Source organism: Pseudomonas sp. NPDC099000 (assembly GCF_044759925.1).
Classification (GTDB): Bacteria; Pseudomonadota; Gammaproteobacteria; order Pseudomonadales; family Pseudomonadaceae; genus Aquipseudomonas.
In genome coordinates, this window is sequence record NZ_JBIWAF010000002.1 from 356142 (window position 1) to 376512 (window position 20371).

The 20371-nt window shown below is 58.0% G+C and carries 28 protein-coding genes; all 28 read right to left on the reverse strand.

Annotated elements, in window-relative coordinates; translation table 11 throughout:
• Nucleotides 1–11: 11 nt before the first annotated feature.
• Entirely contained in the window at nucleotides 12–614 is a 603-nt protein-coding gene (locus ACIQV9_RS03850; RefSeq protein ID WP_403098279.1) for a tail assembly protein, read from the reverse strand.
• A gap of 48 nt (nucleotides 615–662) precedes the next feature.
• Complete coding sequence (locus tag ACIQV9_RS03855; protein ID WP_403098281.1) at nucleotides 663–1085, reverse strand: hypothetical protein; 423 nt, start codon at nucleotides 1083–1085, stop codon at nucleotides 663–665.
• A 397-nt stretch (nucleotides 1086–1482) separates the two neighbouring features.
• The gene (locus tag ACIQV9_RS03860; protein WP_403098283.1) at nucleotides 1483–2238 is read right to left on the reverse strand and encodes a C40 family peptidase; all 756 of its coding nucleotides are present in this window, start codon (nucleotides 2236–2238) and stop codon (nucleotides 1483–1485) included.
• A gap of 2 nt (nucleotides 2239–2240) precedes the next feature.
• The gene (locus ACIQV9_RS03865) at nucleotides 2241–2993 is read right to left on the reverse strand and encodes a phage minor tail protein L (RefSeq protein WP_403098285.1); all 753 of its coding nucleotides are present in this window, start codon (nucleotides 2991–2993) and stop codon (nucleotides 2241–2243) included.
• Nucleotides 2994–3004: 11 nt separating this feature from the next.
• Complete coding sequence (locus ACIQV9_RS03870; RefSeq protein ID WP_403098287.1) at nucleotides 3005–3343, reverse strand: phage tail protein; 339 nt, start codon at nucleotides 3341–3343, stop codon at nucleotides 3005–3007.
• Between the two features lie 3 nt (nucleotides 3344–3346).
• On the reverse strand, nucleotides 3347–6367 hold the full coding sequence (locus ACIQV9_RS03875; protein WP_403098289.1) for a phage tail tape measure protein: 3021 nt from the start codon (nucleotides 6365–6367) through the stop codon (nucleotides 3347–3349).
• Nucleotides 6368–6394: 27 nt separating this feature from the next.
• Nucleotides 6395–6661 carry a DUF1799 domain-containing protein gene (locus tag ACIQV9_RS03880; RefSeq protein WP_403098291.1) on the reverse strand — a complete coding sequence of 89 codons (267 nt, stop codon included), beginning with the start codon at nucleotides 6659–6661 and terminating at the stop codon, nucleotides 6395–6397.
• Between the two features lie 53 nt (nucleotides 6662–6714).
• Entirely contained in the window at nucleotides 6715–7098 is a 384-nt protein-coding gene (locus ACIQV9_RS03885) for a phage tail assembly chaperone (protein WP_403098294.1), read from the reverse strand.
• A gap of 9 nt (nucleotides 7099–7107) precedes the next feature.
• Nucleotides 7108–7755: a phage tail protein gene (locus ACIQV9_RS03890; protein ID WP_403098297.1), complete on the reverse strand. Its 648-nt coding sequence runs from the start codon at nucleotides 7753–7755 to the stop codon at nucleotides 7108–7110.
• Between the two features lie 70 nt (nucleotides 7756–7825).
• The gene (locus tag ACIQV9_RS03895) at nucleotides 7826–8242 is read right to left on the reverse strand and encodes a phage tail terminator-like protein (protein ID WP_403098299.1); all 417 of its coding nucleotides are present in this window, start codon (nucleotides 8240–8242) and stop codon (nucleotides 7826–7828) included.
• Nucleotides 8239–8835 (reverse strand): hypothetical protein, encoded by a 597-nt coding sequence (locus tag ACIQV9_RS03900; RefSeq protein WP_403098301.1) that lies wholly within the window; start codon nucleotides 8833–8835, stop codon nucleotides 8239–8241. The genes ACIQV9_RS03895 and ACIQV9_RS03900 overlap by 4 nt, the downstream gene beginning before the upstream one ends.
• Nucleotides 8832–9200, reverse strand: a complete 369-nt coding sequence (locus ACIQV9_RS03905) for a hypothetical protein (protein ID WP_403098303.1) — start codon at nucleotides 9198–9200, stop codon at nucleotides 8832–8834. The genes ACIQV9_RS03900 and ACIQV9_RS03905 overlap by 4 nt, the downstream gene beginning before the upstream one ends.
• A 49-nt stretch (nucleotides 9201–9249) precedes the next feature.
• Complete coding sequence (locus tag ACIQV9_RS03910) at nucleotides 9250–9438, reverse strand: hypothetical protein (RefSeq protein WP_403098305.1); 189 nt, start codon at nucleotides 9436–9438, stop codon at nucleotides 9250–9252.
• A 38-nt stretch (nucleotides 9439–9476) separates the two neighbouring features.
• The gene (locus tag ACIQV9_RS03915; RefSeq protein ID WP_403098307.1) at nucleotides 9477–9980 is read right to left on the reverse strand and encodes a DnaT-like ssDNA-binding protein; all 504 of its coding nucleotides are present in this window, start codon (nucleotides 9978–9980) and stop codon (nucleotides 9477–9479) included.
• Nucleotides 9981–10041: 61 nt separating this feature from the next.
• Nucleotides 10042–10608 carry a hypothetical protein gene (locus ACIQV9_RS03920; protein WP_403098308.1) on the reverse strand — a complete coding sequence of 189 codons (567 nt, stop codon included), beginning with the start codon at nucleotides 10606–10608 and terminating at the stop codon, nucleotides 10042–10044.
• 49 nt (nucleotides 10609–10657) lie between these two features.
• Nucleotides 10658–11605 carry a major capsid protein gene (locus ACIQV9_RS03925; protein WP_339495804.1) on the reverse strand — a complete coding sequence of 316 codons (948 nt, stop codon included), beginning with the start codon at nucleotides 11603–11605 and terminating at the stop codon, nucleotides 10658–10660.
• 11 nt (nucleotides 11606–11616) lie between these two features.
• Nucleotides 11617–12345, reverse strand: coding sequence for a hypothetical protein (locus tag ACIQV9_RS03930; RefSeq protein ID WP_403098611.1), 729 nt, complete (start codon nucleotides 12343–12345; stop codon nucleotides 11617–11619).
• A gap of 412 nt (nucleotides 12346–12757) precedes the next feature.
• Entirely contained in the window at nucleotides 12758–13843 is a 1086-nt protein-coding gene (locus ACIQV9_RS03935) for a minor capsid protein (protein WP_403098311.1), read from the reverse strand.
• Nucleotides 13818–15233: a DUF4055 domain-containing protein gene (locus tag ACIQV9_RS03940; protein WP_403098313.1), complete on the reverse strand. Its 1416-nt coding sequence runs from the start codon at nucleotides 15231–15233 to the stop codon at nucleotides 13818–13820. Before ACIQV9_RS03940 ends, ACIQV9_RS03935 begins: the two co-directional genes overlap by 26 nt.
• Nucleotides 15230–16531 (reverse strand): terminase large subunit domain-containing protein, encoded by a 1302-nt coding sequence (locus tag ACIQV9_RS03945; protein ID WP_403098315.1) that lies wholly within the window; start codon nucleotides 16529–16531, stop codon nucleotides 15230–15232. The genes ACIQV9_RS03940 and ACIQV9_RS03945 overlap by 4 nt, the downstream gene beginning before the upstream one ends.
• A complete protein-coding gene (locus tag ACIQV9_RS03950) occupies nucleotides 16518–16979 on the reverse strand; it encodes a DUF2280 domain-containing protein (protein ID WP_403098317.1) in 462 nt (153 codons plus the stop codon). Before ACIQV9_RS03950 ends, ACIQV9_RS03945 begins: the two co-directional genes overlap by 14 nt.
• Nucleotides 16980–17010: 31 nt before the next feature.
• Nucleotides 17011–17634: a putative metallopeptidase gene (locus ACIQV9_RS03955; protein WP_403098319.1), complete on the reverse strand. Its 624-nt coding sequence runs from the start codon at nucleotides 17632–17634 to the stop codon at nucleotides 17011–17013.
• Nucleotides 17635–17691: 57 nt separating this feature from the next.
• On the reverse strand, nucleotides 17692–18162 hold the full coding sequence (locus ACIQV9_RS03960; RefSeq protein ID WP_403098321.1) for a hypothetical protein: 471 nt from the start codon (nucleotides 18160–18162) through the stop codon (nucleotides 17692–17694).
• 34 nt (nucleotides 18163–18196) lie between these two features.
• On the reverse strand, nucleotides 18197–18385 hold the full coding sequence (locus ACIQV9_RS03965; RefSeq protein ID WP_403098323.1) for a hypothetical protein: 189 nt from the start codon (nucleotides 18383–18385) through the stop codon (nucleotides 18197–18199).
• 215 nt (nucleotides 18386–18600) lie between these two features.
• Nucleotides 18601–18978 carry a hypothetical protein gene (locus ACIQV9_RS03970; protein WP_403098325.1) on the reverse strand — a complete coding sequence of 126 codons (378 nt, stop codon included), beginning with the start codon at nucleotides 18976–18978 and terminating at the stop codon, nucleotides 18601–18603.
• Nucleotides 18975–19298 carry a phage holin, lambda family gene (locus ACIQV9_RS03975; RefSeq protein WP_348125580.1) on the reverse strand — a complete coding sequence of 108 codons (324 nt, stop codon included), beginning with the start codon at nucleotides 19296–19298 and terminating at the stop codon, nucleotides 18975–18977. Before ACIQV9_RS03975 ends, ACIQV9_RS03970 begins: the two co-directional genes overlap by 4 nt.
• Nucleotides 19299–19458: 160 nt before the next feature.
• Nucleotides 19459–19677, reverse strand: a complete 219-nt coding sequence (locus ACIQV9_RS03980; RefSeq protein WP_403098327.1) for a hypothetical protein — start codon at nucleotides 19675–19677, stop codon at nucleotides 19459–19461.
• A 257-nt stretch (nucleotides 19678–19934) separates the two neighbouring features.
• A complete protein-coding gene (locus tag ACIQV9_RS03985) occupies nucleotides 19935–20243 on the reverse strand; it encodes a hypothetical protein (protein WP_403098329.1) in 309 nt (102 codons plus the stop codon).
• Between the last annotated feature and the right edge of the window lie 128 nt (nucleotides 20244–20371).

Consider the following 20371-nt stretch of genomic DNA (forward strand, 5'->3'; position numbering starts at 1 on the left):
CAGCGATCTGGCTACATCTGGTCTTCTGCATAAATCTCGGCACTGATGATCGCGCCACCCCACCGGCGCTTGCCGATGCAGAGCGGTACCGGGTTACCGGACGCTGTGGTGTTCTTCGCACTGCCGAAGGCATATCCCGGGGTGTTCTCGGGGGCAGCGCTCGTCTTCAAGCCTTTGGCTTGCGGACTGAGCATTTGAATGACTCCGCTGATCACCATTGCAGCGCCAACCTGATAGAGGAATGGTGAAGCTGCAGCGAACGGTGTGAACGACAGCACAAATGCGACAGCGATTAGGACAGAGCCAACAATGGTTTGAAAGGATCCTCCCCGCTTGCTCCCTGTGACTACTGGTGCAATACGAATTTCGTCAGAGCCGCTGAAACTCAGCTCGTTCTCTTGAACAGTTTTAGAGCCGCGGAAGACCGCGAACTCTATCCCTTGGGATTTTGCATTTGAAATGAAACGTTCAAAACCGGGGATCTGAATGCACAGCGCTTTTATGGCCTCCGCCGGGGAACGCACAGAAAGCCTGAATGATCGACCAAATTGCCGCAGTTGCCCGTAAAGCCTGATCGTGGTCATGGGCTGATAGTCGATAGCAAATGCAGCCATTATTTTCTCCAGGTATAAAAAAACCGCCTCTCGGGCGGTTTTTAGATCTCACAGTGTCGTAGGCAAAATATCTATCTGCCCATCACCACCAGTAAACACTCGGTACTTCTTCACTGAGTTCTGCGCTGCCACCGCATCTCGCTCGATACGCTCGGCCCCCATCCCACACATTCCTGATCCAGAATATGCGGCACCCAAAGTCAACGGACCTGGAGGCACAAAGAATGCGGCTTTCTGACCCGGGTCAAGCAAAGCAACCTTCTCGCCGTCGATGAAGACAGCCATTGAGCAGAAACTACCTGTATGTCCCGAGTCGCGTATCACCTGCACTGTTCCGAAGCTACCTGCAGGCTTGCTTTGGAACTTCAAAAGCTGCTGGGCTGGCGCCTGCGATGCTTGGGAAGAAGGAACTGGTGATGTCGAACACCCCGCCAAAAGCATCACCGCCACAGCGCCTATTAAAATCCGCATGATTATTCCTTTGTTAATCGCTTAAAGGCAGTTACTTACTGCGGATTCAACCGCGGTTCGGCCGACGCCTGGCATCCAAGCTACTCGCTGATAAAATACCACCGAGCTACCAGCAGCAGTCTTCTTGATCTCCAATAGCTCATCGGTCAACTGCATAGCGCCGATTACAAGCCGATAACCATTTTCAGTTTCGGACATCGTTGCCTCAGATCTCGCATCCTGCCATCTAGGAAAGACGCACAAAGCGTATTGTTTCGGACTCTTTTTCGTCGCAGTACTCACCGTTGGAGTGTTACTCCGCAAGTCAGTCGGTGACACACACCCAGCCAAAAACATTACTGTCACCGCGCCTATCAAGATCCGCATGATTTTTCCTCGTCCTAAAACGCCGACTGTATCACCGGGCGTTCTTGTGTCGAAGAATTAGACGCGCTCGGTCCATCCATGGCCCGCCGAACACGATGATTTCGCTCGGGCGCCCATAAAGGTGGTGCAGCAGGAAAGGCCCCGGCCCAAAGCAGTTCGGCTCTTCATCTGGCAGCACTGGATCGACACCGAGGTAAATCCCGGCGTGGTTCGGATGAGCCGTTCGGCCGACCGCCATAACTATCATGTCGCCGCGCTGCGGCCGGTCAACTCGCACGAAGCCGGCAGCCTCGTAGTTGGATTCGTACAGGCTTTCAGCCTCAGCACTTTCCCACCACCCCTCTTCTCGCTTAAAGACTTCGAACTCCAGCCCCCACTCGCGCTGGTACCAGTCCGCGCAGATCTGCCAACAGTCCCAGGCCCCATGTACAAACGGCCGGTTGAGCAGCGGCGTATTGCCGCTTGGGGTAATGCTGCGCAGATCCCCTTCCGGCCAACTGAGGATGTGCCAGGGCAAGGCTGTCGCCTCGCACATGGCAACGTCGTGCGGAGACGGCCGGCTGGTTGCGTCCGGGTGAGTGTGGAAGATGCCGATCACCTCACCCACGTCTTCCGCTGCGGCGTAATCCTCAGCATCGATTCGAAACTCTTCGGTCGGCTCGGTGGCGATGTTCCGGCATGGGAAGTACTTCTGTTTCCTGCCGATCGCCAGCAACAACCCGCAAGCCTCTTTCGGATGCTGGGCTGCTGCGTGCGCTGCCATTGCGCTCAAGATGTGCTTGCGCATGGTCAGCTCCGTGCGATCAGTGACACCGCGGGGAATCCGCCGTGAGGAAGTTGGTTGTTCTGGCCGAAGCGCAACTTGCAGGACTTGAGGCCGCCTTTGCACTCGTCCTTGCTCGGGTCGTCCGTGGGGTTGTCGTCGTCATCGAACATGGCGCCTCCGGTGTAACCGCAGTTTGGCCCGCGGTAGCCGCCGGTCATTGCCCAGTGGCAGAAGGTCGTCATCTGCCGACCTGGCAATCCGTGGTTGTCGATCTCACCAGGTGAAGACAACTCCCACTGCACTAACTCGCCGTCTTCGCCGGTCTTCTGATCGATAAACCAAATTTCCAGCGCTTCTTGGGTCGGGTCGGCAGTCGGATTGCCTTCAGGGAAATTCGCCGCGTCCAGGTACTTGACCATCGTCTCGCGCACGGTCAGCTGAAACTTCAACAGGTCATCGAAGGCCAAGCACAGCGCCGTGATGCGTCCGTTGACGTTGGCCGCCATGAACGTGGGCCGAGTGGCGCTGCCATTGCTGTCGGCGCCGATGCCCTCGATCTGCACCGGCCAGGCTGCGTATTCGTTGCCCTGCCAAATGATCGACTTTGCCGGCAGCTCTTCAGTTGAACCCTCATAAGCCAAAAGCTCATCGGGCGTGTGTGGAATGGCGTGAGCGTGAAAGCGCAGAACGTCCGCACCGTACTCCGTGCCATCGATTTCAAACAGCCGCACCTCCCCGCCGGGCTCCAGCTTCTGGATGTCCGTAATCAAAGCCATACGGCGTTACCTCAGGGGTGAAAGGTTTGTTCGAAGGTGGCGGTCAGTGTGTAAACCGATCCGCCTTTGTGTGACGGCTGAAAGCCGGTGCATTTGTAGAGCCCCAGTTCGCCCAGGGGCGGCGTCCACAGGAAAGCCTTTGCCCCCTTGTGGCGGCGCAGGAACGTGATGATTTCCTTGATCCGTTCCGAACTACCCGTGTGGGTGACCGGCCAAGACTGCTGCTCGTTGTTGATGCCGTCCGAAACAGACTGGCTGTAACCGTCACCGAAACCCTTGGTGCGAACGCGCTGCTTGATGTCGCCCGTCGCACCCTTTTCCGTTTGCCAGGTGAATCGCTCAATTGCCATGGATCACCCCTTGATGGCCCTGTTGATTTTCCCGCCCTGCCTCAGGTCCTGGCTCACGAGCTTCTGATAACGCTGATCGACAAAATCGGCCAAGTCCTTGCCGAACTGCTCGTAAGCAGGATCATCAGTTGTTGAGCTGGTCGATCCGTCGCCGGCCACCATGACCTGCACACTGATTGTGGTTCCGCCACTAGATCCCCCGCCAAGCGCCCGAACACCCAGCGCGCCACCGGCCGTCCTAGTCAGCGGCATGATCGCCTCTGGTCCGGCCTCGCCCATTACGCCAGTTTGTCCCCCGGCCATCCCGAAAGCGGTCGGCTTGCTCACGACGTTGTTGGTGAAGGCGCCACCATTCGCGAATAGCTGCACGCCGGAACCCCACGCACCACCGTCCGCTTGTGGAAAGTAGGTGTTGGAATATCCGGCGGCGGTGGACCCTGCTGACGTAGGTGGCGCACCTGCCGCGCTCCCGGCCAAGTAACTCGTGGCAGCACCCACCAAGCTGCTGAGCAACGCCGAACTGGCTTGCCGTGTGGCGATGCGCGCCATGTCTGCGAGGATCGACTTGGCGAAGTCCGCGAACGACAGCTTCCCGGTCATGGCGAAGTTGACGATGGCGTCTTCCATCGAACTGAAGGCGTTACTGAACAGACTTTTCGTCTGCCCGGCCACGTCCCGAGCCGACTCCAAATAGTTCTGCCACGCCGACGATGCGCCGGCGCCCCAGTCACCCTGAGCCGCGGTCATCTCGTCATAGTTGGATTGCACGGTGTCGTGCAGATCCTGCTGGGTGGTTTTCAGCGCCGTCAACTTCTGGGTGTACTCGTCGAGACTCATGCCGCGCGAGCCATCGCCGTATTGGTTTGCCAGTTCCAGACGTTGCTGATCGAAGCGATCGTCAATGCCGTTTTGCTGATCCGTCAGCCCGCGCTGCCGATCACCCTGGCCCAGACCGGAAGCTGCGCGCAAGCCCTGCTGCCGAAGCGTATCGACCTGCTGCTGAAGCGCGCTTGTGTAGGTCTGGACGGCCAAGGTCTGCTTGTTTAAGCGGCCTTGCTCTTTGGTGGCGATGATCGACAGCTCGCTTTCACTGTCCTGCTGCGCCTTGACCATCGCTGAGCGCGCATCCGCAATCTTCTGATCAATCTGGATGACTTGCGCGGCAGTCGTGCCCTTTTTGGCCTTCGCCGCTTCGAGCGCGTCGATTTCCGACTGGTAGCTGTGAGCAACTTCTTCCGACTGCTGCTTCAGTAGGCTGATGCGTTGCTCGGTGTAGCTGGCTTGGGAGATCACGCCCGCACGCTGCAAAGCTTCCAACTCCTTGTCAGCGTCTTTGTAGTAGGCCAGGGTCTCAGCCAGGGCGTTCTTCGCGTTGTTGAAGCCGGTCAGGTCAGCGCTGCCTGCGGCGGCCGTCGGGTCCTTGAACTTGTCGTTGATATTCGCCATGTTCTTGTCAACGACTGACTGCTCAAGACGCTTGTCCTTGGGGTCCGCCTTACGGATGTCGTCGAGTTGCCGGCGATATTCTTTCAGTGCATCAGCGCGCTTTTGCTCATTCGTCCAAGAAGACTTGGTGAGTGCGTCGACCTTGGCCATCGCAACAACGGCGCCTTTCTGGACCTTTGCCTGCTCACCTTCATACTTTGCGATGTCAGCTTCAGCGGCCTTTTGATCCTCAAGCATGTTCAGTCGGTCGCGGTAGAACCCGATCATCTCCTGCTTGTTCTGAAATACGCCAACATCGCCGGCCTCTGCCCGGGCGAGGTTCCGCTGAGCTTGCTCGATATCAGCGCCGATGTCGCTACGGCCGATATTTTTCAGGTTGTCGGCTGCTCGCGCGACAGCGTTGTATCCCTTTTCCCAGAAGCTGAGGTTTTCAAGGATCCTCGGAGTGCGTTCATTGATTGCATCGGCATATTGCTCGGTCGCCAGCTTCACCGCGCCGGCGTGGTCGCCTTGCTGTTCCAGTGCGGCGATCTGCGAATAAACCGAGGCGGTCAGGTAGTGATACTGCTCATTCAATGCAGCCGACGCCTTGACCGGGTCGTCGGCCAGCTTGGAGAACTCAGCTATCGTCTCGCTCACAGCCTTGCCGGTGGCTTCCTGCATCGACACGGCGGCCTGAGTGATCCCGGCGAAGCTCTCGCCGGCGATCTTCCCGTTACCAGCCAGCAGCGCCAGTACCTCGGCAGCCTGCCCGGTGGTGCCGACAGTGGCGCTCACCTGGCGCGCCATATCGCCCAGTTGCCCTGCACTCACACCGGCGTAGCTGCCTGTGAGAATCAGTGACTTGTTGTAACTGTCCTGCTCTTCGCTGCCCTTGTAATAGGCGTATGCCAGTGCGCCCACGGCTGCGGTGGCCAACGCGAGCGGTGCGAGGATGGCGAGCAATCCCGCCGCCCCCGCGCCTGCGCCGGCCCCAAGCTGAGCCACGGCACGGACACCGCTACCCCAATCGCCGGACGACAGCGCGTTACCGAGCTGCACGACGTTTTCCTGTGCCTGCCGGGTTCCGAGCTTCAGTCGGTCGAAACCAGTGGCGGTTTTCTCCAGCGCAGCATAGTTACCGTTGATTTTGCCCAGGGCAGAGTTGTACTGGTCCTGACTGATGCGACCGGCATCAAGGTGCTTACCCAGTTGCTCGACCTGAGTATCCAGCTTGCCCATGGCCGCGCGGGCCGGATCAATTGCACCGAGCAGGCTGTTTAAAGCCTTCTGCTCATCCAGGGTCGACTTGGCCAAGGCCACTTGCTGTTTATCGAGCCGCGCGGTGATCTTGGTGAATTCAGCCTCACCGTAAGCGCCTGTCTTGGTGAGTTTCGCCAGGCTCTCACGCTGCTTCGCCAGTTCCTGCGTGGTGGTCGCGCCCTTCGACAACGACTTCTCCAGCGCTTCCATCTCTTTCATCAGGCCGACGGCGGATTGCTCGGCGCGATCGCCGGCCTTTGTCAGCTTGTCGAGATCGGTCGCAGCGTTTGCGGCATCAGCCGAATCGACCTTGATGCCGAGTTCTGCAATGTTCATCGACTCACCTTGAATAAGTGCCCGTCTTCACGGGCTGTTGTCGCGGGCTTCAGCCATCACCGCGATAGCTTCCGATTCCATTACGCGGATGTCTTGGAACACGCGGGGGCGATCCTTTGCAGGGACGCCGACGAGTTTCATCACGTCGGGTAGGACGCCGTAATCAAGACCGGTCGCGCCGCATGCGCCTGTACGCCACTGAGTCCACATCGAATCCATGACGAGGAACGCCTTCCAGTTGTCCGGCCAGACTTCGAAGGTGTCATCGACATCCGACGGAGAAAGACCGAACACCGAAAGGACATTGGAATCAGTGGTCGGCTCATACAGTGCGCGTGCGACGTCGGTCAGTTTCCCAGTCGGGCCTTACCGAAGGCTTCGCTGTAGGCCTTCACGACAGCGTCCGACACTCCAACACAACTCTTCACCAGGGCGGTGATCGACTCGTCACTGAACTTGTCGCCGAAGCCCCAGGACACGACCAGATCCTTGATCTGCTCGACGCCTTGCTCAACTTCGGCTGCAGTGATCTCCACAAGCGTTGGCTCAGTCCCTTTGAAGCGCTCGCCGAGTTCGCTCGCCTTCTGCTTCCAGTTGTCGAAGAGCTCAGCCAAGGCGGTGCGGTCGCGATACTTGAATGTGAACGGCACCATTGACGGCGCGCCGCCGACTTGAGGAATAGGCACATCGACGGTGAACGTTGGCTTTGGCGCAATGGAAAACTTTGCCATGGGGATTCCTTACGACAGGTAGCGAGTGGGTTCAGCCTGCAACGCCAGGTTGACGGTGCGGGTCAGCAGGTTGTTGCGCGATACCGCCGGCTGTTTCGAGAACGAGGTGTACGCCCCATAGAGAACGGTGTCGGTTCCGGGCAGGTTCATCCGCGCAGCCTGGACCTTTTTGCCTGCGTCTGCTGCGAGCAGCACAGCGTTGAATGCCTGAGCAGGGTCATCGGCAATGGTCAGCGCCATGCTCGCGGCAGACTTATCAGTCGGGATCTGCTTGCCTTGGTCGTCTTCAAGGAAAACCACATCCAGATAGTTTTGCTCGCCGCCGGAGAACGCTACATCCGTCACTTGCGGGATCTGCACCCAGGTCAAGACCTTCTTCAAGGTGCCAACTCCGCCACCGGCCGGATAGACCTGAACGTCTGTGGTATCGATTCCTTCGAGAGTGGTCGAAGTTGCGGTGGCCGTTTTGACTCGCACCACGCGGTTGCTCAAGCGGCTCCAGCCGGCAGTGACCAGGACAATGTCACCGGCAGCCAGAGTGCTGCCTGTAACCGTGGCGACTGCCTCAGTGGCGTTGGACAGAGCAGTGAATGGCAACTCGGCGGCGTAAGTGGCGCCGTGCTGAATGGTCGCGCCATTGGGGAGTTTGTAGCCCATTGATTTTTCCTCTTTGCAGAAATGACAAAACCCGCTCAATGGCGGGTTCTGGGTTTGCCCAATGGGCGGATTAGTTGGTGTCGGCTCGGTACATGAACGACACAGGCACGGTGAATGTGGTGTCGTCGGGTATGCCTGGGCCGGGATCGACTGGCGTCATGGTCACGACCGTCACAGCGCCTTTGGTGTTTCGCTCGTGCAGCGGAAACAATGCGGCAATCTGATCTGCCAGTGCGCCAGCTGCACCGCGGTACTTACCCGATGGCGTCACGATGCTGACCTGAAACACGCCGGTGTACAGCTTGTGGTCGCCACCAAGAGTATTGCTCGCGGTGTCAGCTGGCAGTGTGAAGGCCTTCAGGTAGGTTGCACCGTTAACTGGCGTGTACGCCTCGTTCTCGACGACAACCTTTAATGGGGTCGGCAAGGCTTTCGCCCAGGCGATCAGCTTTGCCTCGTAGATCGAGGCGATGATGTTGTGGCTCATACTTGGTTGTTCCTGATGGCTTCCTGCACGATCTGCTGGAAACGGGCCACGGTGATGCGAACCATGCCGCCGGGCGCCTGTTTAGAATGACCGAACTCGAGCGGAATGGCGTACGACAGGTTGTTTATGAGGTAAGCGGTCTGGCCCGCAGTGAAGTCGCTGACCGCCGAGACCAGTGCAGCGATCGTCTCTTGGCCGCTCGGGTCAACCTCGTCAAAGGTCACGTTCTCGACGACATCAATCGAAAGATGCCAGTTGGCTCGGAACCGCCCACCGACATAACCTTCTGGTGCAGCGATATCCATGCCGTCGTTCAGCTTGCGACCTGGCTTGAGCCTGCCTGCTTTCGTGAGGTTGGCTGGATCGCTGCGCATGTTGCTGTTGTGGTCGTCGACAGTCTTGTTGTACTCGCGAGCTACCGTGTTTTGCGCCCAAATCTCGGGATTCCCCACCGGCGACATACGGATAACGCTGCTGCCAACCTCGATGATGATCTCGCGCAGGCTCGCGTCGATCGCTTCTGTGGCCTGGGCCGCAAACTCGGCAAGGCTCAGGGCGAAACTGCCGGACTGGCCGGAACCGGCGCGGCTCATGATCGCACCTGCAATTCATACAGGATCGGCGTGCCGGCTGGGTTGATCTCTTTCAGTGGCGGGACGATTGACCAGGTGCGGCCTTGAACCACGACCTTGTTTAGCAGGTCAGGCACCCATGCCAGTCCCTTCGCGGCGATCTTGAGCTTCTTGTCACCCTGCTTGATGAGGCTGTTGTTCTGGAATTCTTGGCCGGTGAAGTCGAGCAGGATGCCTCGGGCGGTCTGCTCGATGACGGTGTCAGGCGGTGCACTACCGGCGTCCGGATCGTACTCGCCGACGGTAATTGCCCGGATGGTCACGGGCTGGCCGAACTCTGTGATCATCTCCAGAGCCATCACGGCCATTTCGTCGTAGAAGGCCATGGTGGCTCCAGATATGAAAATCCCAGCTCGGAGGCTGGGATTTTTAGAACTAACTTAGCAGGTACTCGTTATACGCTTCTGTTCTTGCTTGTCGAGCAGCAAGCATTTTATCGGCTAGGGCTGCTGCGGTCGAAACCGCTTCGTCGGACGAGCCAGAAAGCGGTGCAGTTACTCCGATAGCCGCGGAAAGGTATTTATCCCAAGCTTCAGCGTCTTTTGGTGAAAAATTAATATCCATACCGACCTCATCACATAAATAAAGGCACAAAGCTATCACTAAGCCCGCACGGCGAACAATCCTCTCTTCTGCAAGTAATCGGCAAACTGCGTCGCGCTCGGCCGGTCCGGCGCCGCCGGCAACAGTCGTCCACTCGTGTTGGAGATCGTCGCGTATTCGCGAGTTACCGCGCCTTCGACACGCTCCAGGGTGATTGCGCCTTTGCGCTTCTCTACCGGGTCGATATCGTCGGTGTGAATCTCAGCGGCCAAAGCCATTTGTCCGTACTGAATGCGCGCCGGAAGGTAGTTGTCGGGCTTGATCTGGCAGTCCAGTTCAACCCCTCGGCGCGGCCAGGCCAGAGCTTGATCGCTATCCGTCTTGCGCCCTTTCCAGGTCTTGCCATCCATCGCCAAGGCGGCCCGGCGAAGCAGTGCTTCTTGCGCTGGCTCGTCCGCAGGGATGGTCACGCCGAATTTTCCGGCGTACATGACCAGGTCCGCAGCGCTCGCGTAGCTTTCGGCGTCTGACTTGCCGGTGCCGTCCTCGATGATGAGTGTCATGGATCAACTCGCTGGATTGAGTTTTGAATGATTGGCCACCGGATTGCCGGTAGCCGCAGTATCACGCCTTGGGCAGGTCGGCGACGAGCTTTTCCAAGGATTCTTTCGAGGCGTTTGCCCGGTAGCTCACGCCGGCCGCATCGAGTTTGACCTTGATGGCGTCGACCTCCTGTCCGTCGCCTGCGTTCAGCGCGTCCAGCTCAATGCGCAGCTTCTCGTTGTCTGTGGCGAGAGCATCGCGACTGGTGGCCAGCTCATCCACCTTCACGCGAATGTGCTCCAGCGCATCGTACAGGCGGACTGCGAGCTCGCCGGCTTCCGGCTTTTCGATTTCGCCAGCGTCGAGCCCATCAATGACAGCACGGACCGTATCGCTTTCAATGCGCAGCTTGCCGATCAGGTCTTCCAGCTCAGCCTTGTTACCGCCAGCACCAACAACCAGCACCCGCGCAACGTCCTTCACCGCCACTTCGACGCCGACATTCTCGTAGGCATCAACCACGTTCGGCCACTCGCCAACCACCAGCACGCTGGTCACGCCGGCTTCTGGTCGCTCGAAGTGCTCCGGGTTGCGGTAGCGCTTTTGCGGATCAAAATCCGTCTTCTGAGCGGAATAGATGAGTTCCATGAGTATCTCCAAGGCGACCACTGAAGGCCGCCCGTTTTGAGTGAGCCGATTAAGGCGCGGACAGGTCGATCAGGACGCCGGCCGTGACCTTGTCGCTGGTTGCATACTTGGTCCAGTTGGCACCAGCACCGATTGCAGCCAGGTTCGGGTTCACGCCGCCCGTGGAGTCCTTCCAGCTGTAGCCCAGCAGGTCCAGGTTAAAGGTGCCCTCGGCGCGGAAACCCATCGCCAAGTTTTCCTGATTGTCGATGTTGTACGAGCGGAAGCCCGGAGCCTGAGACTCGGTGATTTTGATCGCGCCCGCCTGCAGGCCGAAGATGGTCTCCGCAGGGATGGTGTCCGATACCAGGACCGGCTTGCCCATGGTGCCCGGCTGACCGCCGTAGATGACCACGCCAGCTTCTTCGTACACCTTCTCGGTGATGGCTTGATCGACCATATCGAAGTAGGTGGCCGAGTCCATGGTCCAGAGCGCAATGCGACCGAAGCGGTCGCCGAACTTGCGCATTCCCTTGGTTAGCGCCTTCTTGCCGTCGGTGGCAAAGCTGGCGGTAGCGACCATGTTGGCGTTCGCGCCGATGGCAGCTTTCAGAGCGGCCATTGCGTACTGGATATAGCCTTCCAGCACTGCGTCGGCGTAATCCATGCCGACCAGTTCGGAAAATTCTTCCGGCGAGCGTGCACGGCGTTTGAACGCCTCTTCAGTGGTTTCGTAAGGGCCGTACTTGAACGGCACTTTAACGCCGACCATTTCACCGGAGCCGATCTTCTGGCCGGCAACAGCAGCAGTGGAGTTGACATCTCGGTGAGCGATGGCGCCGCCGAGTTTGTAGAAAGCGCGCTTGCGCAGATCGCCCTCGATCAGTTCGTTATCCAGAATCAACGCGCCATTGGAAGATGCGTTGAAAACGTCGATCACGTCCTGGATACGCTCCAGATAGGCGGTTTGGGCAAGGTCGTTGTAAACGATCATGTCCGAGTTGACGGTAGTCGCCATGGGTTACTCCATTATTTGGGCAATTTCAGGTAAGCGTCCTGGCCGTTCTTCGTGATGAATTCACGCTTGGCCACAGACGTCATTTCGGAGCGCTTCAGTGCGGCATTACCGCCACCCCCGCCCGGGGCATTGGTCCCTGAAGCCCTTGGCCACAGATGAGGCGCGCTTTCGCGCAGTGATTCCGCCCATTCGAGCGGGGTCAGAGGGGTCTTGCCATCTTTGCCGAGGATGGCTTGGCCATCTTTGTCGACTGCAACAGCATCGCCATCTTCGTTGAGCGTGAACTGGCCCTTGGCGCGCAAGATCAGATCGTCTGCGGCCTCAGGCAATGCCCCGGCCTTGATGGCGGCGGAGCGGATAGAGTCGCCCAGGACTTTGTCCCGGAACTTACCCGCGAAGGATTCGGCTTTGTCGGCGCGCTCCTTCTCAGTCTTCAGCTGCTTGTCGAAGTCACCGCGCAGGCGCTCTGTGCGCTTACCGAAGACCTCGTCAATCTTGCCCTCGGTGAGCAGTTTGGTTTCTTCGTCCTGGCCGGCCTTTGCAAGCAAGCCCTTGACTGCATCAATGTTCAGTCCTTCGAACTGGCTCTCGAACTGAGTGAGCCGGCCTGTGGTGTCTTTCAGCTTGCCCAGCAGCTCGGTGTTTTTGGTCTTCAGACCTGAAACGGAAGTCTCAACGGCAGTCGCGATAGCGGCCTTGATTGCCGGATTGTCCAGGTCGATTTCGTTTTCTTCTGCCACGTTGATGCACCCCTTGGGTATGTGTTGCCCGCTTTGCAGGCGTAAAAAAGCCCCGGATATACCGAGGCCTAAACTTGCCAGTGTCAGATCTACTCTTTCGGTCCGTTGATACGTATGCATTTACCGCTCGGTAGCAGGTCAAGCTGCACCCATCCGAAACCGGATGCTTTTGCAGCGTCTCTGACTTTCCGTATCAGCTCATCTGGATCTTCCAGTGCGCAATCGTCCACCGGGATATCTCCCGTAATCCAAGGTGTCCCGGACATGGTACGAAGACTGTTGATGGTCAGTTCAATTGCGAATCTGGTGCTTCGTTCTAATGCTGATTCCATGTGTGCTGCCTTACTGTTGATAGTTCAACAGAAGGCTATCACCTAAAAAACACGTCACTTGATCGGGGTTTGCATGGTTTCTAGATTCCCGCACGCTCGAACGCCAGCGGCTCCAGGCTTTTCATCTGGGCCAGGTTCAGCGGCGAGAAGTTGCGATCAAGCTGCAGCTCGGTAAAGCGCTCGACGCTCAGCCCACCCTCACGGAACAACTTGGCCCGGACAGGGCCGATCGCAACGTCCTGAAACGACGCTGGCTGCTGCTGAAGCCAGTGGTAATAGTCGAGACTCGCGCTGACCTGCGCGCCGCCATCTGCACCCACCGAAGCCCGAGTAGCGCCCTTGGCGAACAGCTCACTGAGCCTGGTCAGCAAAATGAAGGTGGTGCGGCAATTCGGGTGAAATGGTGGCCGGGGTCCGGAGTTGACCGGGAAGCGCCGCTTGTCCATCGAGCGACATTGCTGACTGGTCTTGCTGTCGAGCGTGGCTACCATTTCGATTTCGGCCACGATATCCGTGTTGGCCTTGGCCACTTCCATGCGCGCCTGTGATGACACATGCTGAATCGCGGTGTGCACGACGGTGCTGGCATTGCGATTTGTCGTTGCCAGGACGCCGTCCTTGTACCCAGCCGCCTTGGTGCCGCGAATGTTGCGGATGACTTGGAAGTTCGTCTGCCCTTCGAAGAAACCCTGGCGGATCGTGCCAGTGACACGCTCCCGCTCAGCAGTGGTCCAGCCCTTGATGAACGACTTCAGCAGCTTCCCGCCGCCGGTGCCACGCACGCTGAGCGGATTAGTCAGCACTGCCGCCCTGATGGCCGCAGCTGTCGGCGCCGCAACATCAAGCGACACGCCGACCGGCGCAGACCTGGCCAGACTTGTGGCCACGAACTCAGCTTCGTAGTTGGCGATGTCGATCAAATCCAGGTTCAGTTGCACGCTGTAGCGGTCGAAGATGCCCAGCAGCAGGCTGTCGACTTCCTTCAGCAGCGCTTCCAGGCGCTTTACGTTGTACTCGGTCAGGTCCGACTGGGTGAGCCTGTCCCGGATCGAGCGGTCAATCTCCTTGAGGAAAGGTGCAAACTTGCCGACCTCCCCTGCTTTCAGCTTTTCGAGGAAGACCGCATGCCGGATCGTGGCGTCAAGGATTGCTTGGTTTGCCGCCATTTGGTGGTACCTCATCATCCAAGCCTAGGCCATCGCTCTGCTCTTGAAGCTCGCCATCAATCTGCAAGTCCGTGCGCTCCGGGGCAATCAAGCCCAGTTTGCGCAGGTAAGATCGCAGATCTGCCTTCGCGAAGCCGCCGTTTTGCCACAAGCCAACCAAGGCCGTGATCATCTGCGGATCAGCCGTCAGCTCGACGAACTCCTGATTGACCTGGTAAGCAACCTTGTCGGTGACACCCATGTACTGACCGCACCACATGATTGCCCGAGTATAGGCTTCGCTGACGTTAGCCACGCAGCCGGCCAGCACCGAAGTCGATGCAGACTGATCGCCGCGAGACTCGGTAGCCGTTTTGGCCGCCAATGAAGCGACGACCATGCGTGCACCCAGCTCGATCATCATCTGGTTCTTATCGTTCATTGCCTCCCTGACCAGAGTGTTCGGCAATGGCTGCGCGTACCCGAATGCGCCACCGACAGGCAACATCATCGGGGCGCGGGAGCCGACGTAAACGCCGTTCTTCTCCATCCAGTCGCGCCATTGCTCATCCAAGCCAGAAATCCACGGTTGAGCCTGGCCACACCAGAAGACGCTGTCTTCGTAGTCGGCGCTGTTGCGGTAATGCCCCAGATTGATCATCGCGATGTCGTACAGCGGCGACTCGTCGATTGACGGATCGTTGTTTTGCGCCCCGACGAAGGTGAACGGAATTTCCTTAAGCCGCCCGGTGATTCCTTCAGGAGTGAATGTGTCCGTGACCTCAAGCGGCCCGCCACCTCTCGGCCCGGACCGACGCCAAACTCGGCAAACGAAGCCATCAGGCTCAAGCGCAAGCTCACGGAACTGCTCGATCACCTTGAAGCCAAAACCGTCCTCAACCTCCAGCATTTCCCGCAGTACCACCAGCGTCAGAACGTTGTGACCATTCACCATGCCGGTGCGCCAGTTGATAATGTCTTCGGCGCAGTACGACAAGATCACCGAGTGACCACCAACACCATCATCTTGGTGATAGTCGACATACAAACCGTGACGCCCTGCCTCGAGCACCTTCTCAAGCGTACCTTGTGAGTGCTGGTAGATGCTCACACCAGAACCATTTGCATTGTCCTGCAAATACTCCAGCTTCTTCGGTACATCGAGCGTCGGGTCTTTGTGGAAGGCCAGACCCAGTAAGCCGTTGCGGGTGTGGCCGGTAGCGTTCTTAAATACGGCGCGCTCGCGATATGCCTTGTTCCGGTCGGCGTTCTCAGGCGACTTGTCGTGAGCGTTGATGTAAGGGAGTCGAGAAACCACCCGGTGCTGCCCGGCGCAGATATCGCGCACGGTAGCCCAACGCTCCAGTACCTCGATGTAATCCGCCCGCTTGAAGGAGACGTCGTTGCTCATCGGGCGTATCCCATTTTAATAGCGGTGACCGGTTTGATAATCGGATACTCGCGGTGAATGAAGTAACCACCGCCGTCGTTGGCGTGGTCGTTGCCCTGGGTTTTGTCCGGCTCGCCGTTGGGCGCCCAGATTTGCTGCTCAAGGCCATCGGCATAGGTCGGACATGTGAATGGATTGACCAGATAACGCCGCTCGCCCTGCGCATTGCAGAACATGGCGTTCATGGCGTTGATCCGATCCTTGACCGGAGGGTTGGCCGCCGGCGCGATGACCGTGAAGCCTGCCTGCTTGAGCATGGCGATATCGGTGACGCTGGCGTTGACCGACTTGCGCGAATCACCGGAGGCGTCCGGGTAGATCCGAATCTCGCAGGTCTTCTTGTAGTCGTTGCCGGTGTGCTCCCAGTAGCGTTCCTTGATGCGACGGATCATGTCCGGCGTGTCATAGCCATCCATCAGCTCATCCACTGCACGGGGCAGGCCCTGGTCGCGCTTGACGTGAGTCACAGCCGCCATCTTGCCGACGTTAAAGTCCATGCCGATGAACAGCGGCTCGCCCGGCTGCACAGTGTCGAAGCACTGGTTCAGCTTGCGGTCATACGTGTGGTAGATCGATCCAGACGTCAGGTTGACGAACTGGCCGTTCAGGTACGCAAGGATCAACTGCGGCGGATACGACTCCATCAGCGACTCGATGTAGTCGCCTGGAAGGTTCAGCTCGTTATCGAACGTGCTCGCCTGCACGAGGCCGTACATCTCGTTCAGCTTCGGCTTGTCGCGGAGCTGCTTCACGAACTGCAAGAAGACGAACTTGAAGCCTTCCGGCGTCGTGGTGACGTCCACCCCGTTCTTCAGCCCGGGCAGGTTGTAACGCATGCGGGCAATGATCTTGCGCCAGGCTTGCTGCGCCTTGATCGACGTCAGCACGTCCAGCTCATCCACCAGCGCATGGCCAATCTTGAAGCCGACGATGGTCTGAGGCTTCTCCATCGACCGGCAAATCACAGTGCCGCGATACTGCCGGCCGCTGTAAATGTGAACCTCATGGTTCGCCTGGTTGATCTTGGTCTTCAGCCCCCAGTCGTGGGCCACCTCTTCCACTGTCGGATAGAAGATGTCCCGGATCTGCGGGTAAGTCGGTGCGAAGTAACCAGCGTTGACGCCGGGCCACTCCATGAAGTGCTTGCACAGCGCCGAGCATCCGACCCAGGTCTTGCCTGAGCCGAACCCTGCAACGAATGCGCGGAATTTGTGGGGCAGTGTGAGGAAGTGAGCCTGCGGAACGTTAAGGCTCGGCATTCGGCTTCCTCGCATCCACCACGTCTACTTGAATGCGGGTGGGGATTGCCGGCTCTTCGTCCGGCTCATCTTTACGGTGCCGGTTGACGTAGATGTCACCGACTTCCTTCGCGGCCTGCTCTAGCACCTGCATGGCCAAAGCGATGTTCTTCATCGTCTCGGCTTTCTCGACGAACCGTCCCAAAGCGCGGAGTCTGAATGCTCGGTTGGCGATCGGGATCTCAGCCGTCTCTTCGCGGAAGCGCTTGCGTGTGTCGTGAAACAGGGTTTGCCACTTCAACGCCAGACCCTTGCCGGACGTCTTAGTTGGGTCGTGTGTTTCCACCTGTTGGCGGCTCAACACAACGCCGAATTCGTTCTTGACGGATTCAACCACCTGAGAAGGTGTGTCAAAGCACGCCAGAGCCTGAACGATGAAGCTCTTCACCTCATTTTTCAGGACTGCCATAAGTTCTCATCCGTCCAGAGCCTGTCCAGAATCAGGCCGACTTGAGCAGACAGGTTCCGCAGGCCCTCGATATATTCAGTTTCCCTACCTCAGCAGGACTGTTTGCAGCATCCACCAGCTCTTGCACATCAGGGCCCGCACCATAGCGGCGGACCACACCGACGAACTCTTCGACGTCGTGGCCGCGCATCTCCAGCTTGGGCAATCCTTCCTGTGTGAACTTGGGAGCGCCGTACTTATCCTTCGCCTGGGCGATGTGGTACAGCTCATGCTCGACCAGTGAGCAAAAGTCCGCGTCGGAGCACTGGGCGCAGTAATCAGCAGCCAGCGTGATGATGTAGGACGGCACATCGCCGAACCAATCACGCATCTGCTGTTCCATCCGGGCTTTCTGCCAGCCACCAGCGCGGAAGGCGACCTCTTCGGCTTGGCCTACTACGGTGCGGCCCTTCTTGCTGAATGCAGCCGATGCCCACATCACGCGGATGTCAGCGTCAATCAGATGAGCATGGTCTTCGTTGTGGATACTGCCGGTGTCGGCAAGGATCTCGGCGATCAACCACTCCCACACCTCAGGGGCTGGAGTCAGTCGTATGCCGAAGTCGGATAGCTCGGACAACTCAAGCAGTGACGGTGAAGGGTATGGCCTTTCCATCCCCACGCTCCCGAAAAAAAACCCGCACTTGGCGGGGCATTGGCGAAAGCGAGCGTCTTATTCCACTGCTCCCAACCGATAAAAAATAGATCTTGCGACATTGTATGCATCCGTATCGTCGTCGCGATGCCTCAAACTCACTCTAACTGGTACAGATTCACCAATAGCTCCACCGGGATGAATCTGCCCATCTTTGGTCACGCGAAGTGCCCATACAGCAGTCCACTCAGCTTGCCCTGTGGCGTTTTCAAAGCGCTTTTCAATTACATACAAACCGAAGATACCGTTTTCGTCAGAGTGGAACCTGAGCCCGCCCTTCCCCAATCCAAAAACTGAGAAAAAAGTGGCAGTAATGCGATCTTCCGCAAGGGCAAATTTCAAGCCCCAATCCCTTTCGAACCGAGGTTCCCCAAATACCTCCGCCAACCGATGCATAAAGCGCGTCGCGTGATCTTTGATTCTTTCCGCGTCCTGAGCAGCGTCAAGGATGGAGTCCTTTTGCGCGCTTGTTACTGGTTGAAATTCCATATCCACCTCATTTTAGTTGGATACCCAGTATGGCTCAGGAAACCATGATCGCAGTTTGTGAATGAGCCTGGCCATGAAGCAACGCAACAACCAAGCCCTGCGGCATTCCGGCAGCCTTGGCGTCATCGATAGCCTTGCGCAGGCTCTCATCCATCTCGTTGATCGCTTTCACGATCGCTGGACTCAGTGGCAATGCGTGATGCAGGCGCGTTACGTTGGTCATGCCTTCTCCAATGTCGCGACACAATTTGCTGATTCGCGAAACGTGTCGCGGCTTACTTGCTCTGGCTGCGTTTGATCTGGGCGTCCACCTGGTCGGCGCACGTATCCAGCAGCTTGATGGCCTGATCCTTCAGCTCCCACACATCGCCATTCAGGCGAAGGCCAGCCTCAGATTCGGCCGCGTCGATCCGCTCGCACGGGATCAGCTCGGGGGCTTCAATTCTTACGGCCTGGGTCTTTGTTACTACTGCCGGGCTTCCCGCGCAGGCCGTCAGGCAAAGGCTGAGCAGCCCAATCACGAACAGGCTTGCTGTTGCGCTTGAGATCTTCAAAGTCTTTCCTCGCCTTTTTGGCTTTGTCTTCGCTGGCCTTGATTCTTTTGTTCAGGTCTTTCAGGTAATCGGCGTTGCGCTGGGCTTCGGCCCGTAACGTGGTGATCGTCGCCTGGCTCTCGGTGTTAGCCGCGATGGCGTCCTGCTTGCCCTTGGCCTCGATCGTCACCTGCCCCTCAAGCGCAATGACCTGGTAGTGCTGGATGCCCAGCAACAGGCAGGCAACGAGCGCGATGATTGCTGCAGCGGCAAAGGCCTTCATAGCGAATCCACCTTGCGACCCAGGAAGCGGGTCACCATCTCGCGAATGGCTGTTACGCCGAGAAAGCCAATGGCCCCACCGGCAGCAACTGAAAGATTCGACGGCCACTCCATCCAGGCTATAACGCTACTGGCTGACAGACTCAGGCCCCCACAGATCAGCGCCTCGAAGATAATCCGGCGCTTACTGGTTTCTTTGGCGTCGTACAGCACGCGCAAGAGGGAGATGAGGATCGCCATAATTGCGCCCTGTAGGAGTGGATTACTCATTGCCTCCCAGAACTTGGCCCAGCTCTCAGGTCTGTCTGGCATGGCAGGCATCCGGTGTCCTCCCTCGCAGGGAGATTGATAGGTCCGACTCCAGCAGCACTCCCAGCTCAGAGCGATGGGTGTGGTGGAGCCGAAAACGAAAAAGCCCCAGCAAATGCTGAGGCTTGGTGGAGATGTGAATATGAGGGCCGCGTCAGCGCGACAATGTCACCTAATTGTTTGAACGTGACGACTCATCTTCATCAGGCTTTTCAGTTTCGTTAGGGTCTTTCCAATCCTCAGGCCTTTCACGATCCGGTGCCCCCGGATTCCTCATCGGATCAGTCTCGGCAGGGTCGCTCGGTTTCACCGTCGGATCGTTCGGATCAGACATTGGTTTAGATGGGGCTGAGCCACCTTGTCCTTTTTCGTATTCAGTATCGTTAGCCATACGCACCTCAGTATTTGAGGTCCAGTAATTCTGGGCCGTACACATGGGATGGTTTGGTAATGACCGCGGTGCTATTGAGTAGACGAACGGAAGACAATTCTCTTCGGTGCATTTCGATGGGCTGCCGGTGTTGATTCCGAAAATCGCACTGCCCGCTATCGACGTCTACGCCTTCCCGAGGGCTGCCCTGCCTACAGGTGAATTCGAGGTGTAAAAAAGCCCGCGCGGTGCGGGCTTTTGGAATGTTTCGAACTTTTTCACGCACCTGATTCAGGATCGCTCGCAGGCATGCCGCGAGGTTCCTTAACATCTTCGCCCTGATCGTTCATCTGTGGGTCGCCGTCCGGATCATCGACGCGGCCGCTTGTTCCAGCTTCTGGATGCTCACTCGACACCGAGTTGTTGGCATCCACGTCCGTCATATCTTCATCGACAGACGCTTCGTCGTCCGCAGGCAACGGCACTTCAGGCTCTTTCCCCTTAGGATCATGGCCTGCTTCGTTATCCGTGGTGTTCGTCACGCCAGCCTGAGAAATGTTTCCAGGCGCATTCTCGTCAATTTCCATGATGGCTCTCCGTTCTCATGCTCGGGTGAATCCGTGCTTAAACTTGAGAGAGTCACACCGCGCTCGAGTGCCCAGCATTGGACGAATGGCGAAAACGAAAAACCCGGCTCGGCGGCCGGGTTTCTCTG